This is a genomic window from Brevundimonas sp. (assembly GCF_965279155.1).
Taxonomy (GTDB): Bacteria; Pseudomonadota; Alphaproteobacteria; order Caulobacterales; family Caulobacteraceae; genus Brevundimonas.
This window is the reverse complement of the sequence record NZ_OZ257138.1, coordinates 1,630,653-1,645,732: the sequence shown is the minus strand read 5'-3', so window position 1 is coordinate 1,645,732 and position 15,080 is coordinate 1,630,653. Positions and strand designations below refer to the sequence as shown.

The following is a 15,080-nucleotide window of genomic DNA, read 5'->3' as shown; positions in this document are numbered from 1 at the left end:
GATAGCCCCTCAAAAAGGAGACTGAAATGCCGAAACTGAAGACGAAGTCAGGCGCCAAGAAGCGCTTCAAATTCACGGCCACTGGCAAGGTGAAGTCGGGCGTTGCAGGCAAGCGTCACCGCTTGATCAGCCACAACTCGAAATACATCCGCCAGAACCGCGGCACCAAGGTCATGGCCGACGCCGACGCCAAGAAGATCAAATCCTACATGCCGTACGCCTGATCGGCGCGCGCTGTACGACTGATCTCCATCCCAAAGAATTTGAAGGAATAGCGACATGGCTCGCGTAAAACGTGGCGTAACCTCGCACGCCAAGCACAAGAAGGTTCTGGAGCAGGCCAAGGGCTTCTCCGGCCGCCGCAAGAACACCATCCGTACGGCCAAGGCCGCCGTCGACCGCGCCGGGCAATACGCCTATCGCGACCGTCGCACCAAGAAGCGCAACTTCCGCGCCCTGTGGATCCAGCGAATCAACGCTGCCGCGCGTATCGAAGGCTTCACCTACAGCCAGTTCATCAACGGTCTGAACAAGGCCGGCATCGAACTGGACCGCAAGGTTCTGGCCTCGATCGCCGCCGACCCGACCGGCTTCAAGGCTGTCGCCGACAAGGTCCGCGCCGCCCTCGCTTAAGGGTTTTGGCGTAAGGACCGCGCTCAAGCCGCGAGCGACCGCGTCGCGAGCGTAGCGCAACAAGAATGACGCCCGCTCCGGTTTCCGGGGCGGGCGTTTTTCGTTTCAGGCGGCTTCGGCCACCTCCGCCATACGGCTTTGCGCCAGCACCATGCGGATGGCGTTCAGCAGGGCGTCGGGCTGGATCGGCTTTTGCGCCACCCCGTTCATGCCCGCGGCGATATAGTCCAGCTCGTCACGCTCGTCGGCGTTGGCCGTCAGCGCCAGGATCGGCAGGGCGCCGGCCGGGCCGGGCAGGGCGCGAATGGCCCGCGTCGCAGCGACCCCGTCCATCACCGGCATCTTGATGTCCATCAGGGCCAGATCGAACGGGCGAACGCTGACGGCGTCCACCGCCTCGCGACCGTTCTCGGCCATCTCGCAGGTGCAGCCGAACAACTCCAGCAGCTTGCCGGCGACGAAGCGGTTGGTCGCATTGTCGTCCACCACCAGCACATGCAGGGTGTCGTGCGGCGTCGGCTCGGCCATTTCGGGCGCCGTCGTCTTCCGCTCGGTCGCGATACGCAGCGGCAGCCGCACCTGGAACCGGGCGCCGCCCTGGGGCGAGGTGGACAGGGAGATGGAGCCCCCCATCCGTTCGGCGATCTGGCGGCAGATGGCCAGACCCAGGCCTGCGCCCGCGCCTTCGCGCCCGGCCTTGCCGGTGTTGAAGGGGTCGAAGATGGTCGCGGCCGCCGCATCGGGCACGCCGGGGCCGCTGTCGTCCACGGTGAAGATCACCTCGCCGTCGGGGCGGCTTTCGATTAGGGCGACGACCTCGCCCGTCAGGGTGAACTTCAGGGCGTTGCCGATCAGGTTGTTCAGCAGTTGTTTAAGCCGCATGCCGTCGGCCTGGACGCAAGGGACGGCCAGGTCGGTGCGGATCGTCAGGGCCAGGGCCTTCTCCTCGGCCCGCGCGCGCCACAGGGCGTCGATGTCGAAGGCGACGGCCGACAGGTCCAGCGGCTCTTCCTCCAGGGTCAGCATCCCAGCCGAGGCGCGCGACATGTCCAGCGCGTCGGTCAGCAGCCGAAGCAGGCTCTGGCCGGAATCGATGACGGTGCGGACGTAGGGGCGAAGTTCTTCCTGCTCCAGCTTCTTTTCCATCAGGGCGGCGACGCCCAGCACCCCGTTCAGGGGCGTGCGGATCTCGTGGCTCATCACCGCCAGAAACTCGGACTTGGCGCGGCTGGAGGCGACGGCCTCGGCCTCGGCCAGGGCCAGGTCGCGCGCCAGGGCGCCCATCTCCTCGGCGCGCTGGCGGTGCAGGGCCGCCCCGGCCTGAACGACCTGAAGCGCGGTGCCGACGCCGACGTAGCGGCCGTCCGCCACCACGACGAAGCCGCTCAAAAGGGCGCCCATTTCCGCCGCCCCATAGGCCTGGAAGAAGGCCTCCGCGCTGGTCGCCGCGTCCGCCACCGGCGCGTTGCGGTCCATCAGGCTTTCGGCGGGTTTCCTGGCATAGAGGGCGCGTCCGAACTCGGCCGCCATCCTCAGGGTGAAGGCGTTGCGCTCGATGATGCCGACCGGGCGGCCGTCGTCGTCCACGACGGCCAGGGCCAGGGTGTTCGGCTCGGTCTGGAACCGCTCGAACACCTCGGCGCCCGGCGTGGACGGAGCCACCGGCGCGATCAAATCAACGAAGTCACCGATACGCGGCATCAAGGTCCTCACCCGTTCGGCCCTCGCCTTAGCGGATGAGATTTAACGCCAGCTTTGCCGTTCATGAACCTTTCAAGGCGGGTTTCCGACAGTTGATCCGTAAGCGGATGGAAATTGCATAATTCCGAATGGGCGTTCCCCCGCGTGTGCTTCGCCGCTAGCCTCGCGCCATGATGCGCACCCTGATCTGCAGCCTGGCTCTCGCTCTCGCCCTGGCTCACCCCGCCGATGCGCAGGATCGCCGCGTCGCCGTCACCTTCGACGACCTGCCGTTCCAGGCGGATGAGGCGACCCTGTGCGATCCTGCAAGGCTGATGACGATCACTCAGGATTTCGTCGGCATGCTGAAGCCGCTCGACACCCACGGCGCCGCCTTCGTCAACGCAGGCAAGGTGTGCGAGGCCGAGCGCGCCACGACCCTGCCGCGCGTGCTGAACGTCTGGCTGGACGGCGGCCTGGACCTGGGCAACCACACCTTCAGCCACATCGACATCCACCGCACGACGGCCGAGAACTATCTGGCCGACGTGGACGCAGGCGCGCCGATCGTGCGCGACGTGCTGGAGGCGCGCGGCAAGTCCCTGCGCTGGTTCCGCCCCCCCTATCTGTTCACCGGCGAGACTCAGGAAAAGCACGACGCCATCGCCGCCGGCCTGGCCCAGCGCGGCTATACGGTCGCGCCGGTCACGATCGACAACAACGACTGGATGTTCGCCGATGTCTATCGCAAGGCCGAGACGCTGGGCGACACGGCGCTGATGCAGCGCATCGGCTTGGCCTATGTGGCGCACATGACCACGGTGCTGGACTTCTTCGAACCCTACAGCGCCGAGGCCGCCGGCGGACGCGAGCCGGCCCAGGTTCTGCTGCTGCACGCCAACAGTCTGAACCAGGCTTATTATCCGCAGGTCCACGCCCTCTATCTTGCGCGCGGCTATCGCTTCGTGCCGCTGGAGGAGGCGCTGGCCGATCCGATCTACAGTCACGAAGATCGTTATGTCCGCGCCAACGGAATCTCGTGGCTTCACCGCTGGATGCAGACCGACGGCCATCCCATCCGCTGGGAGCCAGAGCCGCCCGCCTGGATCGTCGCGGCCAACAAGGCGCCGGCGTCCGAGCTTCAGGCCATCGCATCCGCCCCTTGAAGGGTGACGAAACGGCTTTCGCCCGCTAAGGCACGGGGCAAATGACCGATCTCGCCACACTCGAACTCGACCTGATCAACGCCATCGGCGGCGCCGAAACCGTCGCTGCCCTGGAAGAGGTGCGCGTCGCCGCCCTGGGCAAGTCCGGCTCCGTCTCCGGCCTGCTGAAGGGCATGGGCGCGATGAGCCCCGACGAACGCCGCGAACAGGGGCCGATGATCAACGGCCTGCGCGACCGTGTCGCCGCCGCAATCACGGCCAAAAAGGCCGAGCTGGAAGCCGCCGAGCTGGACGCCCGGCTTCAGGCCGAACGCATCGACCTGACCCTGCCGGCCCGGCCGCGTCGCAAGGGCGGGGTCCACCCCACCATGCAGGTGATGGACGAGATGATCGCCCTGTTCGCCGAGATGGGCTTTGCGGTCGCCGAAGGCCCGGACATCGAGGACGACTTCCACAACTTCACCGCCCTGAACTTCCCGCCCAAACATCCGGCGCGGGAGATGCACGACACCTTCTTCCTGAAGCCGGATCCCGAGACAGGCGAGCGCAAGGTGCTGCGGACCCACACCAGCCCGGTGCAGGTTCGCACCATGATGAGCCAGAAGCCGCCGATCCGCATCATCGCGCCGGGCCGCACCTTCCGGAAAGATTCGGACGCCACCCACACGCCGATGTTCCACCAGATCGAAGGCCTGGTGATCGACCGCGACATCCATATGGGCCATCTGAAGACCACGCTTCAGACCTTCATCGCCCGCTTCTTCGAACTGGACGAGGTCCAGGCGCGGTTCCGACCGCACCATTTCCCATTCACCGAACCCTCGGCCGAGATGGACATCCGCTGTGATCGTTCCGGCGGCAAACTGGTGTTCAACACCGGCGACGACTGGCTGGAAATCCTGGGCTGCGGGATGGTGCATCCCAATGTGCTGAAGAACTGCGGCATCGACCCGGACGAGTATCAGGGCTTCGCCTTCGGCATGGGCGTGGACCGCCTGGCCATGCTGAAATACGGCGTGCCCGACCTGCGCCCCATGTTCGATGCCGATACCCGCTGGCTGTCGCACTACGGCTTCTCGGCCTTCTCGGCCCCCAATCCGGCCAGCGGACTGAGCTAAACATGACCCACAGCGTTCAATCGCCCCTCAGCCCCGTCGGACCCGGTCCCCATTATCGCGATATGGGAGTCTGGCTGCCGCAGCTCTATCTGGAGGCGGCGCGCGAAGGCGTTTTCACGATCGAGAACCGCACCTTCACCGACTGCCTTCTCGAAGGACCAGCGGTCGTACTTCCCATCGAGGGATGCCATTTCGACGACTGCTTTTTCGGCGAGCACGGCGGTGATCCGACGGTCCTGATGCTCGCACCGTTGGGCGGTTATCAGGTCGTGGGCGTGATTTCGTTCCGCAATTGCCGGTTCGAGCGTTGCCGTTTCGTTGGCGTAGGCTTCACGGGTACGCCGCAGTTCCTGCAACAAATGGGTTCGTTGCTCGCCGGTAAGCCGAGCGCCGAAGGTGGGCAAGTCTGATGAAATCCATACTGCCGATCAATCGCCCGCTTGCCGACGCATCGGACCTGAACGCCGAGACGTTCAAGAACGTCGATATCATCCTCTACGAACTCTATGCGGCCGCCTCTGCGAAGGGTGTTCCGCTGGTCGAGGGGCGCACCTTTATCGGCTGCCGCTTCCAGGGGCCGGCGGTCATCCTGGTGTCCAACGGCGTCACCTTCACCGATACGAACTTCGGCGACGGCCGGGGCAGCATCAAGAACCTGCTGACCCGCTCGTTGGGCGACAAGGCCATCGGCACGATCCCGATGCGTGACTGCCAGTTCATCGGCTGCGAATTCTATGGCGTCGGCTTCACTGGCACGGACGAGTTCCTCGACCAGGTCGCCGCCCTTACCGACAAGCCCAAGGCCTGAGAGCGTCATGAAGTTCACCCTTTCCTGGCTGAAGGACCACCTCGAAACCGAGGCGGACGTGCATCGGATCGCCGAGGCCATGACCATGGCTGGGCTGGAGGTCGAGGAGGTCATCGACCCCGCCGCCAAACTGGCGCCCTTCACCGTGGCCAGGATCCTGTCGGCCGAGCGTCACCCCAACGCCGACCGGCTGCAGGTCTGTCAGGTCGAGACGGTCGATGGGTTGAAGGAAATTGTCTGCGGTGCCCCGAATGCGCGGGCGGGCCTGACCACCATCTACGCCCCGATCGGCGCCTATGTGCCCGGTCTGGGCGTGACCCTGGTCGAGAAGCCGGTGCGCGGCGTGGTGTCGAACGGCATGTTGTGCTCGGCGTCCGAGTTGGAACTGTCTGACGAGAGCGACGGCATCCAGGAACTGCCGCCCGAGATTCCGGTGGGGACGCCCGTCGCCGGTCTGTTCGGCGCCGAGCCCGTGATCGATTTCGAGGTCACGCCGAACCGCCCCGACTGGCTGGGCGTCGCCGGCATCGCGCGGGATCTGGCCGCCGCCAGCGTCGGCAAGCTGAAGCATTTCGACATCGCCGTGGTGCGCGCGGCCTTCCCCTCGCCGATCACCGTGCGGCTGGATGCGCCGCAGATGTGCCCGGTGTTCGCCGGTCGGGTGATCCGGGGCGTGAAGAACGGCCCGTCGCCGGCTTGGCTGCAAAAACGCCTGACCGCCATCGGCCTGCGCTCGATCAACCGGCTGGTCGATGTGACCAATCTGATCGCCTACGACCGCGCCCGCCCGCTGCACGTCTATGACGTGGCCAAGCTGGTCGGGACCGAGATCGTGGTGCGCGGCGGGGTCGCGTCGGCCGAGACGGGCGAGCACGAGCATCTGATCGCCCTGGATGGCAAGACCTACACCGCCTCTCCGACCGACTGCGTCATCGCCGACGCCGGGGGCGAGCGCCCCATCGGCCTGGGCGGCGTCATGGGCGGCGAAAGCACCGGCTGCGACGAGACCACCACCGACGTCTTCGTCGAAAGCGCCTGGTTCGACCCGCTAGTGATCGCCCAGGCGGGCCGAGCGCTCGGCATTCATTCGGACGCCCAGTACCGGTTCGCGCGCGGTGTCGATCCCGTCTCGGTCACGCCGGGGCTGGAGCTGGCCACCCGCCTGATCCTGGACCTGTGCGGCGGCGAGCCGTCCGAGATCGTCTTCGTCGGCGAACCTCCGGCCAGCCCGGCGCCCTTCGCCTTCGACCCCGCCTATGTGAAGCGGCTCAGCGGCATGGATCTGGACGACGACCGGATCGGCACCATCCTGGGCCAGCTCGGCTTCCTGGTCACCGCCGGCCCCGCCGATCAGGCCGAGCCCTGGACCGTGACCCCGCCCTCGTGGCGGCGCGACGTCGAGGGCCGGGCCGACCTGGTGGAAGAGGTGGCGCGGATCGAGGGCTTCGACAGCCTGCCCGACACGCCCCTGCCTGAGGTCGCCCGCCCCGCCGGCGGCGTGTTGAACCCCCGCCAGGCCCGCGTCCGCACGGCGCGCCGCGCGCTGGCGGCCCTGGGCTACGCCGAGGCCGTCACCTGGTCCTTCACCAAGCAATCGATCGCCGTCCTGTTCGGCGGCGGCGACGACAAGCTGGTGCTGGAAAACCCCATCGCGGCCGATCTGGACTGCATGCGGCCGTCGGCCCTGCCGAACCTGATCCAGGCGGCGGCGCGCAACGCCGCGCGCGGCTTCGCCGACGCCGCCCTGTTCGAGATCGGCCCCATCTATCTGGGCGACGGTCCGGCTGATCAGCGCACGGTGATCACCGCCCTGGTCGCCCCCCACGCCGCCCGCCACTGGGCTGGCGCCGGTGAGGACGCCCTGTTCGCCCTGAAAGCCGACCTGACCACCCTGCTGGAAGAGATCGGCGCGCCGGTCGCCTCGTTGCAACTGACGCAAGGCCAGAATCGCGACTGGTGGCACCCCGGCCGTTCGGCCCGGCTGCAACTGGGACCCAAGAACGTCATGGTCGAGTTCGGTGAACTGCATCCGCGTGTGCTGAAAAGCCTGGACGCCGACGGTCCGATCCTGGCCTTCGAGATCGTGCTGGACAACGTCCCCGAGCCTCGCGGCAAATCCGGCAAGGCGCGCGGTTCCGCCGACCTGTCGGCCCTGATGCCCCTGACCCGCGACTTCGCCTTCGTGGTCGAGGACGCCAAGCCTGTGGGCGATCTGGTCCGGGCCGCGACCGGCGCCGACAAGGCTCTGATCGCCGAGGTCCGCGTCTTCGACGTCTATCGTGGCAAGGGCGTGGACGAGGGCTTCAAGTCCGTCGCCCTGGAAGTCGTCATCCAACCCCGCGAGGCGACCCTGGCCGAGGCCGAGATCGAGGCCCTGACCGCCAAGGTCGTGGCGGCGGTGGAAAAGCAGGGCGGCAAGCTGCGCGCGTAAGGCTGACGCAACCACGGTCCTAGCGGCGTTACCGATCCTTAAGTTGCCCCATTGAGCGCAAGTCGCGACGGTGACGGCGAACCGGGGGCGCCGCTTTGAACATGCTGAAACTGGGCCTGGCTTTGGCGGCGGCCATGCCGGGCGTCGCGTTCGCGCAAAGTGCGCCGTCGCGCGCCGTCTTTGAGCCGGCGCCTGCGCCGTCGAGGTCGCGGCTGACGAAAAGATCGACTGCGGCACGTTGAACGTCCCGGAAAACAGGTCGGTGGCGGACAGCCGGATGATCCGGCTGCCGGTCATCATCTTCCGCAGTCGCGCGGCCCAACCAGCGTCCGACCCGGTCATGTTCCTGACGGGCGGTCCGGGCAACAGCGCCCTGACCGGCCAACGCTCGGGCAAGAGCAATCCTTTCTTGGACGCACGCGATCAGGTGTTGCTGGAGCCGCGTGGCGCGAGGCTGTCTCAGCCGGCGCTCGAATGCCCTGAGATCAACGCCCTGAAAGGCGAGATCGGTGCGGGGCGAGTAAGGGCCGAGGCGGCGCAGGCGGCCCTGGTCGATGCAGCGGCGACGTGTCGGACGCGGCTTGAGGACGCCGGAGCGGACCCGAACGGCTACAACTCGGTGGAGGCGGCCGACGACATCGAAGATCTTCGTGTCGCCCTGGGCTATCCCCAACTGAACCTCTACGCCCTGTCCTACGGAACGCGGCTGGCGCTGACGGTGGCCAAGCGGCATCCGGCCTCGGTGCGCGCGATGGTGCTGGACTCCGCCCTGCCGCCGGAGGTGAACTATGACGAGACCGCCAGCGCCAACACCTGGCGGGCGCTGAATGCGGTGTTCGACGGCTGCGCCGTGGACCCTGTCTGCGCGACGGCCTGGCCGAATCCAAGGGCGGACTTCGACGCCCTGGTGGCCAAGGCCGACAGAGAGCGCCTGCCGTTCGGTCTGGCCGATGCTTCGATAGACGCAAGAGGAGCGGAGGTCGTCCAGGCCGTCGGCATGGCGTTGCAGAATCCTCGCCTCATTCCCCTCATCCCTCGCGCCGTGGGTGAGGCTCTGGCGGGCCGGTATGAAGAAATGAGTAGCTGGATCACACAGGCCCAAGGCCCGTCGACCTTCACCTGGGGGCTGAGATTGTCGGTCTGGTGCAACGAAGAAGCGCCGTTCCAGGATGCGGATCGCGTCAGGGCGCAGACGTCGGTGGATTACGGTCTGGGAGGCACGGACGCCCGTGCGGCGTCGCCGGACATGTGCGCGGCCTGGAAGGTTGCGCCGGCGCCGGCGGTCGAGAACGCGGCGGTGCGCAGCGATGTCCCCACCCTGATCCTCGCCGGAGAGTTCGATCCTTCCACCCCGCCGCAGTGGGGTCGACGGCTGCTGGCGAACATGCCGAAGGCCTTCTTCGTCCAGATACCCGGCCTCAGTCACGGGGCCAGCTTCAACGCCTGCGGGGGGCGTATGGCGTTCGACTTCATCAACGACCCGGCCACGCCGCCCGTGATGACGTGCGTCGCCAAACTTCCGGGCGCGGACTTCGCCGCCAGTGCAACAGAGGCAGCCCCGTAAGCCCCCGTTAACCTTGAAGCCGCAAGGCTGCCGCAAAGGTCGGGGACGGTGAAGCCAAGACCGGCGCGCCAGCCGGCCGTCCTCTCGCCGCCCTCGGAGCGTCCCCCATGCATCGTCGCCAAATGATTCTTTCCGGCCTGGCCACAGCCGCCGGCGCCTCGGCCGTCGGCGCCTGCGCCACGGCGCCGGCGCGCGATCCCAACTATCCGATTCGCTCGGATCAGACCGCCCAGGCCTACAGCTTCGACGAACTGGTCTCGGCGGGTTCGCGCGAACTGGGCATCGCGGCAGAGGTCGTGGGCGGCGCCATCGAGCGCGTCTTCGCCGACCAGGGCGACCGGCCGACCGCCTATATCGCGGGCGAAGAGGGCTCCGGCGCCGTGGTCGTCGGCGCCCGCTATGGGCGCGGCGCCCTGCACATGAAGGACCTGTCGGCCTCGCAGGAGGTGTTCTGGCAGGGCGCGTCCGTGGGCTGGGACTGGGGCGGCAACGCCAGCCGCGTCTTCACCCTGGTCTATGGCCTGTATCACCCCGACATGATCTATCGCCGCTATCCGGGCGTCGAGGGTTCGGCCTATCTGGTCGCCGGTATGGGCGTGAACTACCAGCGCGCCGACGGCATCGTCCTGGCCCCCATCCGCACCGGCGTCGGCCTGCGTCTGGGCGCCAATGTCGGCACCATGAGCTACAGCCGCCAGCGGAATCTGTTGCCCTTTTAAGCGCGCTATGCTCGCGACGCGGTCGCGGCTTGAGCGCGCAACCGCTTCTCGGGATTAGCTGACCAACCGCAACGGCGGCGGCGCATCCAGCATCGCCTCCAGCCCATCGCGCCAGGTCGGATAGGCGGGTCGCCAGCCCAGTTCCGCCTTGGCCAGGGCGTTCGAGACGCGTTTGGAATCCAGGTAGAAGCGTCGCATCGCCTCGCTGACGCTGTCGTCGGTCCAGTCGATCTCGGGCGGGCGGGGCAGGCCCATCCGGTCGGCGGCCCATTCCATCACCACATCGGCCGGCGAGGGTTCGTCGTCGGTCAGATTATAGGCCGCCCCCGGACGCGGCCGGGCCATCGAGGCGAACAGCCCCGAGACGATGTCGTCCACATGGATGCGGTTGAAGACCTGTCCGGGCTTGCGCACCAGTTTCGCCGTCCCGTCCCGCAGCCGCTCGACCACGCTGCGCCCCGGCCCGTAGAAGCCGGGCAGGCGGAAGATCTGCACCGTCAGCCCCATCCCCTGCGCCCCATCCAGCCAGTCGCGCTCGGCCCGCACCCTGCGCGCGCCCTCCAGATTGGCGGCGTTCAGCGGCCCGTCCTCGAACACCCAGCCGCCCGCCCGGTCGCCATAGACGGAGGTGGAGGAGACATAGCCGATCCAGTCGGGCCAGGCGTCGCCGGCCAGCGGGCCCAGCGCGCGCAAACCGGGACAACCGTGGGCGTCAGGCGCGGCGGTGATCAGCACGGCGGTCGCCGCCTCCAGCGCCGTCTTCAGCGCGGTCGTATCGGTCGGGTCGATAGCGACGATCCCCTCGGCCGTCAGGGCGCGACGCCGGTCGGGATCGCGCGAGGTAGCGACAGCCCGGCCGCCGCGCCGGATCGCCTCCAGCGCCGCCGCCCGTCCCAGATAGCCGCCGCCGAAGACCAGCAGGTTGAGCGAAGAGGGGGCGTCGGACATCACTTCACTCAGGCCGTCAGAACTTTGGAAAGCGGCGCCGCGACTGGCGGCCGCGCCTCATTTTCCAGCGCCTCCGCCCGGCGTTGGTTCCAGGCGGACACGCAGGGCACCCGCGTCAGATCGGCCCGGTCGGCGTAGCGGCGGGCGATCTCAGTCACCTCGTCCATAAGCCCCTGGGCCAGGGTGATGGGCTTCAGCCCCAGGTCGCGGAACTGGTCGTTGGCGACGACCAGGTCGTTCTCGTCGGCCTCCTGGCGGGGGTTGGCGACGTTATGGATCTCGGCGCCGGTCTTGTCGGCGATCATCGCTGCCAGGTCGCGGACCCGGCGGCTTTCGGTCATCTGGTTCAGGATCTTGACCCGCTCGCCACGCTTGGGCGGGTTCTTCAGCGCCAGTTCGACGCAGCGCACCGTGTCCTGAATGTGGATGAAGGCCCGCGTCTGGCCGCCCGATCCATGCACCGTCAGCGGATAGCCGACCGCCGCCTGCATCAGGAACCGGTTCAGCACCGTGCCGTAATCGCCGTCATAGTCGAAGCGGTTGATCAGCCGTTCGTCCTGCTTGGTCTCGGCCGTCTGGGTGCCCCAGACGATGCCCTGGTGCAGGTCGGTGATGCGCAAGGCGTCGTTGCGGGCGTAGAACTGGAACAGCAGGGCGTCCTGCGTCTTGGTCATGTGATAGATGCTGCCCGGGTTGGGCGGGAACAGGATTTCCTGTTCCGCCGGGCCGTGATCGGTGTCCACCGTCACCTTCAGATAGCCCTCGGGGATGCGCAGGCCGGCGGTGCCGTAGCCATAGACCCCCATGGTCCCCAGATGGGCCAGATGCACGTCCAGCCCGCTCTCGACGATGGCGGCCAGCAGGTGGTTGGTGGCGTTGATGTTGTTGTCGACGGTGTAGAGCTTGTGCCGCGCCGACTTCATCGAATAGGGGGCCGCCCGCTGTTCGGCGAAATGCACCACGCTGTCGGGGGCATAGTCGCGGATCAGGGCGACCAGACGGTCGAACTCCTTGCCGACCGTCATGTTGACGAAGCCGATGTCGCGGCCGGACACCTCTTTCCAGGCCTTGATCCGCTCGCCCATGGTGCGGATCGGCGTCAGCGACTGGACCTCCAGCTCATTGTCGATATTTCGGCGGCTCAGGTTGTCGACGACGGTCACGTCCCACCCTGCGGCCGACAGATGCAGGGCCGTGGGCCAGCCGCAGAAACCGTCGCCGCCCAGAACCAGAACACGCATGGGATAGCCTCGTCGTCGTCTCAAAGGTCATGCCTAGCCCAGCAGGCGGGCATCGGCAAAGCGGGGCTGTTAACGAGCCCGTGCGACGCTTTGACGAATACCCCTTGGAAAGGGGCGTCGCACAGGTTAAGTCTCGCTCGTCTCCCACTCAAACGCAGCTTTACGGGCCTCAACCCGGTTGTTCGCGACTTGAGCTGATCATGACGGTCGGTCCCGAAAGGGCCGGCGCACCATGCGGGCGACAAGGCCTTCCGACAGTTCGACAATCGGGGATCGGCCCCGAGCGAAACGGAACCACGAAACGGACGGAACCGGCCGCTGGCCTGGGCTCCATCCCTGCACACGGTAGCGCGAATGAGAGATTTCAAGGGCATGAAGCGTCAGCGCGGACGCAATCGGAACAAGGCGGGCGCCTCGAACGCCAACAGCGCCAATCCGAATCGTTCGTGGGACTCGCAAGGCCCCGAAAACATCAAGGTCCGGGGCAACGCCCAGACCGTGTACGAGCGCTATCAGCAGCTCGCCCGCGACGCCTCGTCCGGCGGCGACCGGGTGCTGGCCGAAAACTATCAGCAGCACGCCGAACACTATTACCGCGTCCTGCGCGCGCTTCAGCCGCAGCGGTCCTTCTCGGACATCGCCGCGCGCGAACAGTCGAACCAGGGCTTCGACATCGATTTCGAAGATGAATCCGGCGCCCAGGCCGCCGCCTTCGTCGCCGCTCAGCAGGCCGCCGACCGCCAGGTTCAGGAAGCCGCCGAGCGCAGCGAGCAGAACCAGAACCGCGATCAGAACCGCGACCGGGACTACAACCGCGATCGGGATCAGACCCAAAACCGTGATCGGGATCGCGACCAGAATCGCGACCGTGACCGCGACCAAAATCGTGACCGGGATCAAAACCGCGACCAGACCCAGAACCGCGACGCCCAACCGCCTCGCGAACCGCGTGAACCCCGCGAGCCGCGCGAGGGCGATGAGGTCCGCGCCGATGGCGAGGGCGGTCGCCGCGAAAGCCGTCGCGAACGCTGGGAGCGTCGCCGGGAGGAACGCAACCGCCGCTTCGACGGCCAGGAGGGCGCGGAAGACGGCGCCCCCGTCCACGCCGACGCCGGCGATACCGAGACCGTCAGCGAGGCTCCGGCCGTCGAGACCCCCGTCGTCGAGAGCAAGGTCGAAACCCCTGCCGCCGAGGACCGTCCCGCCCGCCGTCCGCGTCGCACCGCCGCCGCCATCGCTGCGGACGAGGGCGACGCCCCGACCGCCCTGCCGGGCTTCCTGACCCGCGCGCCGGCTTCGGCCGCTGCTGCTCCAGAAGCCGAAGGCGAGGCGGCCCCGCGTCGTCGCGCCCCGCGTCGTAAGCCGGAAGCCGCCGCGGCTTCCGAAGACTAAACAACTTGCGCGAGCGTGTTTACGTAAGCGCAACTCCTGCGTGCCATTCTGGCGCGTAGGAGGGCGTCATGGATATCGTCTTGCTTGTCTTGTCCCTGGCCCTGGCCGGGACCTGTGCGGGAATATGGCTCTGGCTTCAGGCGCACGCGGTCGCGCTGCGTCTGCGCCGTGAGAACGACCGGCTCGAAACCCGCATCGTCCAACAGACCCAGGCTTTGCGTCGCGCCCTGACGACCGCCGAGGCGCAGGTCGAGCGCCTGACCGCCGAGGATCGCACGCGCGGCGAGGTGATGCAGGCCCTGGGGCGCGAACTGCGCACCCCCCTGACCACCGTCATGGGCTTTTCCCAACTGCTGCGCGTCAACGCCGAGGCCGATCCCCTGACCGCGCGCCAGTCGCAGGCCGTGCGCCAGATCGAGGCGGCGGGCGGGGTGCTGCTGGCCCTGGTCGAGGAGGCGGACGCCTTCGTGGCCTGCGGCGACGCCGGCGCCCCGCCCTCCATCCACCGCGTCGACATGCGCTTGGCCCTGCGTCAGGTCTGCGACGGGGTCGAGCCTCAGGCGCGCGAGGCGGGCGTGACCCTGGCCTGTCCGCCGCCGGCGTCGGGCCTGTGCGTCATGGCCGACCCCGGCCAGGTCCGCCGCATCCTGCGCCGCCTTGTCGAGAACGCCCTGCGCCATTCGCCGGGCGGCGGGACCGTCCGCATGGAGATGAGGCGCGAAGACGCCCAGGTCATCGTCGCCATCCATGACACCGGCGCCGCGCCGACTGGCGAGGGGACGGACCGCCTGTTCCACCCCCTGGACGGCCAGGACGCGCGCGGCGGCACCGCCCTGGGCGTCGCTTCGGTCCAGCGGCTGGCCGAGCGGATGGGCGGCGCCATCACCCAGCAGCGCGAACCCTGGGGCGGGACCGTCTTCTCGCTCAGCCTGCCGGCCGTCGGCGCGCGGTCAGTCTCGCCCCCGAAACAGGCAGTGGTGCTCTATGTCGAGGACAACCCCGCTAACATCGCCCTGATGCGCCAGGCGGCTGCGGGTCTGGGCTTGACCCTGCATGCGGCGACGACGGGGCCGGAGGGGCTGGAGCTGGCCCGCGCGCTGAGGCCCGATGTGATCCTGCTGGATATCGGCCTGCCGGACATGGACGGCTATGAGGTCAAGGCGCGGCTGGACGCCGATCCGATGACGCGCCACGTGCCGGTCCTGGCCCTGACCGCCGCCGTCTCGCCCCAGGACCGCACGCGCGGCGCCGCCGCCGGCTTCGACGCCTGGCTGGCCAAGCCGCTGGACCTGACCGCCCTGGCGGCTGCGCTGAACGACGTGCTGGGTGACGCATCCGCACCCGGCGGCCTTGACGCCGGCCTGCGCCAGAGGGCCTAAG

General features: G+C 67.9%; 14 protein-coding genes. 11 read left to right on the top strand and 3 right to left on the bottom strand.

What is annotated here, in order from left to right; translation table 11 throughout:
* Positions 1 to 26 precede the first annotated feature (26 nt).
* Both rpmI and rplT read left to right on the top strand, forming a co-directional pair.
* Entirely contained in the window at positions 27 to 224 is a 198-nt protein-coding gene (gene rpmI, locus ACQY72_RS07815; protein ID WP_135193772.1) for a 50S ribosomal protein L35, read from the top strand.
* Between the two features lie 55 nt (positions 225 to 279).
* Positions 280 to 633, top strand: a complete 354-nt coding sequence (gene rplT / locus ACQY72_RS07810; RefSeq protein WP_428156663.1) for a 50S ribosomal protein L20 — start codon at positions 280 to 282, stop codon at positions 631 to 633.
* A gap of 105 nt (positions 634 to 738) precedes the next feature.
* Here the strand turns inward: rplT and ACQY72_RS07805 are convergent, their stop codons facing one another.
* The gene (locus ACQY72_RS07805; RefSeq protein ID WP_428156662.1) at positions 739 to 2,334 is read right to left on the bottom strand and encodes an ATP-binding protein; all 1,596 of its coding nucleotides are present in this window, start codon (positions 2,332 to 2,334) and stop codon (positions 739 to 741) included.
* Between the two features lie 170 nt (positions 2,335 to 2,504).
* Between ACQY72_RS07805 and ACQY72_RS07800 the strand changes: the two genes are divergently transcribed.
* The 7 genes from ACQY72_RS07800 to ACQY72_RS07770 all read left to right on the top strand — a co-directional run bounded on the left by ACQY72_RS07800 (position 2,505) and on the right by ACQY72_RS07770 (position 10,119).
* Positions 2,505 to 3,479, top strand: a complete 975-nt coding sequence (locus ACQY72_RS07800; protein ID WP_428156661.1) for a polysaccharide deacetylase family protein — start codon at positions 2,505 to 2,507, stop codon at positions 3,477 to 3,479.
* A gap of 41 nt (positions 3,480 to 3,520) precedes the next feature.
* Positions 3,521 to 4,597, top strand: coding sequence for a phenylalanine--tRNA ligase subunit alpha (pheS, locus tag ACQY72_RS07795; protein WP_428156660.1), 1,077 nt, complete (start codon positions 3,521 to 3,523; stop codon positions 4,595 to 4,597).
* 2 nt (positions 4,598 to 4,599) lie between these two features.
* Complete coding sequence (locus tag ACQY72_RS07790; protein ID WP_428156659.1) at positions 4,600 to 5,007, top strand: hypothetical protein; 408 nt, start codon at positions 4,600 to 4,602, stop codon at positions 5,005 to 5,007.
* Positions 5,007 to 5,405, top strand: coding sequence for a hypothetical protein (locus ACQY72_RS07785; RefSeq protein ID WP_428156658.1), 399 nt, complete (start codon positions 5,007 to 5,009; stop codon positions 5,403 to 5,405). The genes ACQY72_RS07790 and ACQY72_RS07785 overlap by 1 nt, the downstream gene beginning before the upstream one ends.
* 7 nt (positions 5,406 to 5,412) lie before the next feature.
* Entirely contained in the window at positions 5,413 to 7,836 is a 2,424-nt protein-coding gene (gene pheT / locus ACQY72_RS07780) for a phenylalanine--tRNA ligase subunit beta (RefSeq protein ID WP_428156657.1), read from the top strand.
* A gap of 277 nt (positions 7,837 to 8,113) precedes the next feature.
* Positions 8,114 to 9,400 carry an alpha/beta fold hydrolase gene (locus tag ACQY72_RS07775; protein ID WP_428156656.1) on the top strand — a complete coding sequence of 429 codons (1,287 nt, stop codon included), beginning with the start codon at positions 8,114 to 8,116 and terminating at the stop codon, positions 9,398 to 9,400.
* A 107-nt stretch (positions 9,401 to 9,507) separates the two neighbouring features.
* Complete coding sequence (locus ACQY72_RS07770) at positions 9,508 to 10,119, top strand: DUF1134 domain-containing protein (protein WP_135193763.1); 612 nt, start codon at positions 9,508 to 9,510, stop codon at positions 10,117 to 10,119.
* Positions 10,120 to 10,173: 54 nt separating this feature from the next.
* Here ACQY72_RS07770 and ACQY72_RS07765 read toward each other — a convergent pair whose 3' ends face one another.
* Positions 10,174 to 11,067: an SDR family oxidoreductase gene (locus ACQY72_RS07765; protein WP_428156655.1), complete on the bottom strand. Its 894-nt coding sequence runs from the start codon at positions 11,065 to 11,067 to the stop codon at positions 10,174 to 10,176.
* An 8-nt stretch (positions 11,068 to 11,075) separates the two neighbouring features.
* Positions 11,076 to 12,308, bottom strand: coding sequence for an NAD-dependent epimerase/dehydratase family protein (locus tag ACQY72_RS07760; RefSeq protein WP_428156654.1), 1,233 nt, complete (start codon positions 12,306 to 12,308; stop codon positions 11,076 to 11,078).
* Between the two features lie 354 nt (positions 12,309 to 12,662).
* Between ACQY72_RS07760 and ACQY72_RS07755 the strand changes: the two genes are divergently transcribed.
* Together ACQY72_RS07755 and ACQY72_RS07750 are read left to right on the top strand one after the other, a co-directional pair.
* Positions 12,663 to 13,700 (top strand): DUF4167 domain-containing protein, encoded by a 1,038-nt coding sequence (locus tag ACQY72_RS07755; protein WP_428156653.1) that lies wholly within the window; start codon positions 12,663 to 12,665, stop codon positions 13,698 to 13,700.
* Between the two features lie 68 nt (positions 13,701 to 13,768).
* Positions 13,769 to 15,079 (top strand): hybrid sensor histidine kinase/response regulator, encoded by a 1,311-nt coding sequence (locus tag ACQY72_RS07750; RefSeq protein ID WP_428156652.1) that lies wholly within the window; start codon positions 13,769 to 13,771, stop codon positions 15,077 to 15,079.
* Position 15,080 lies beyond the last annotated feature (1 nt).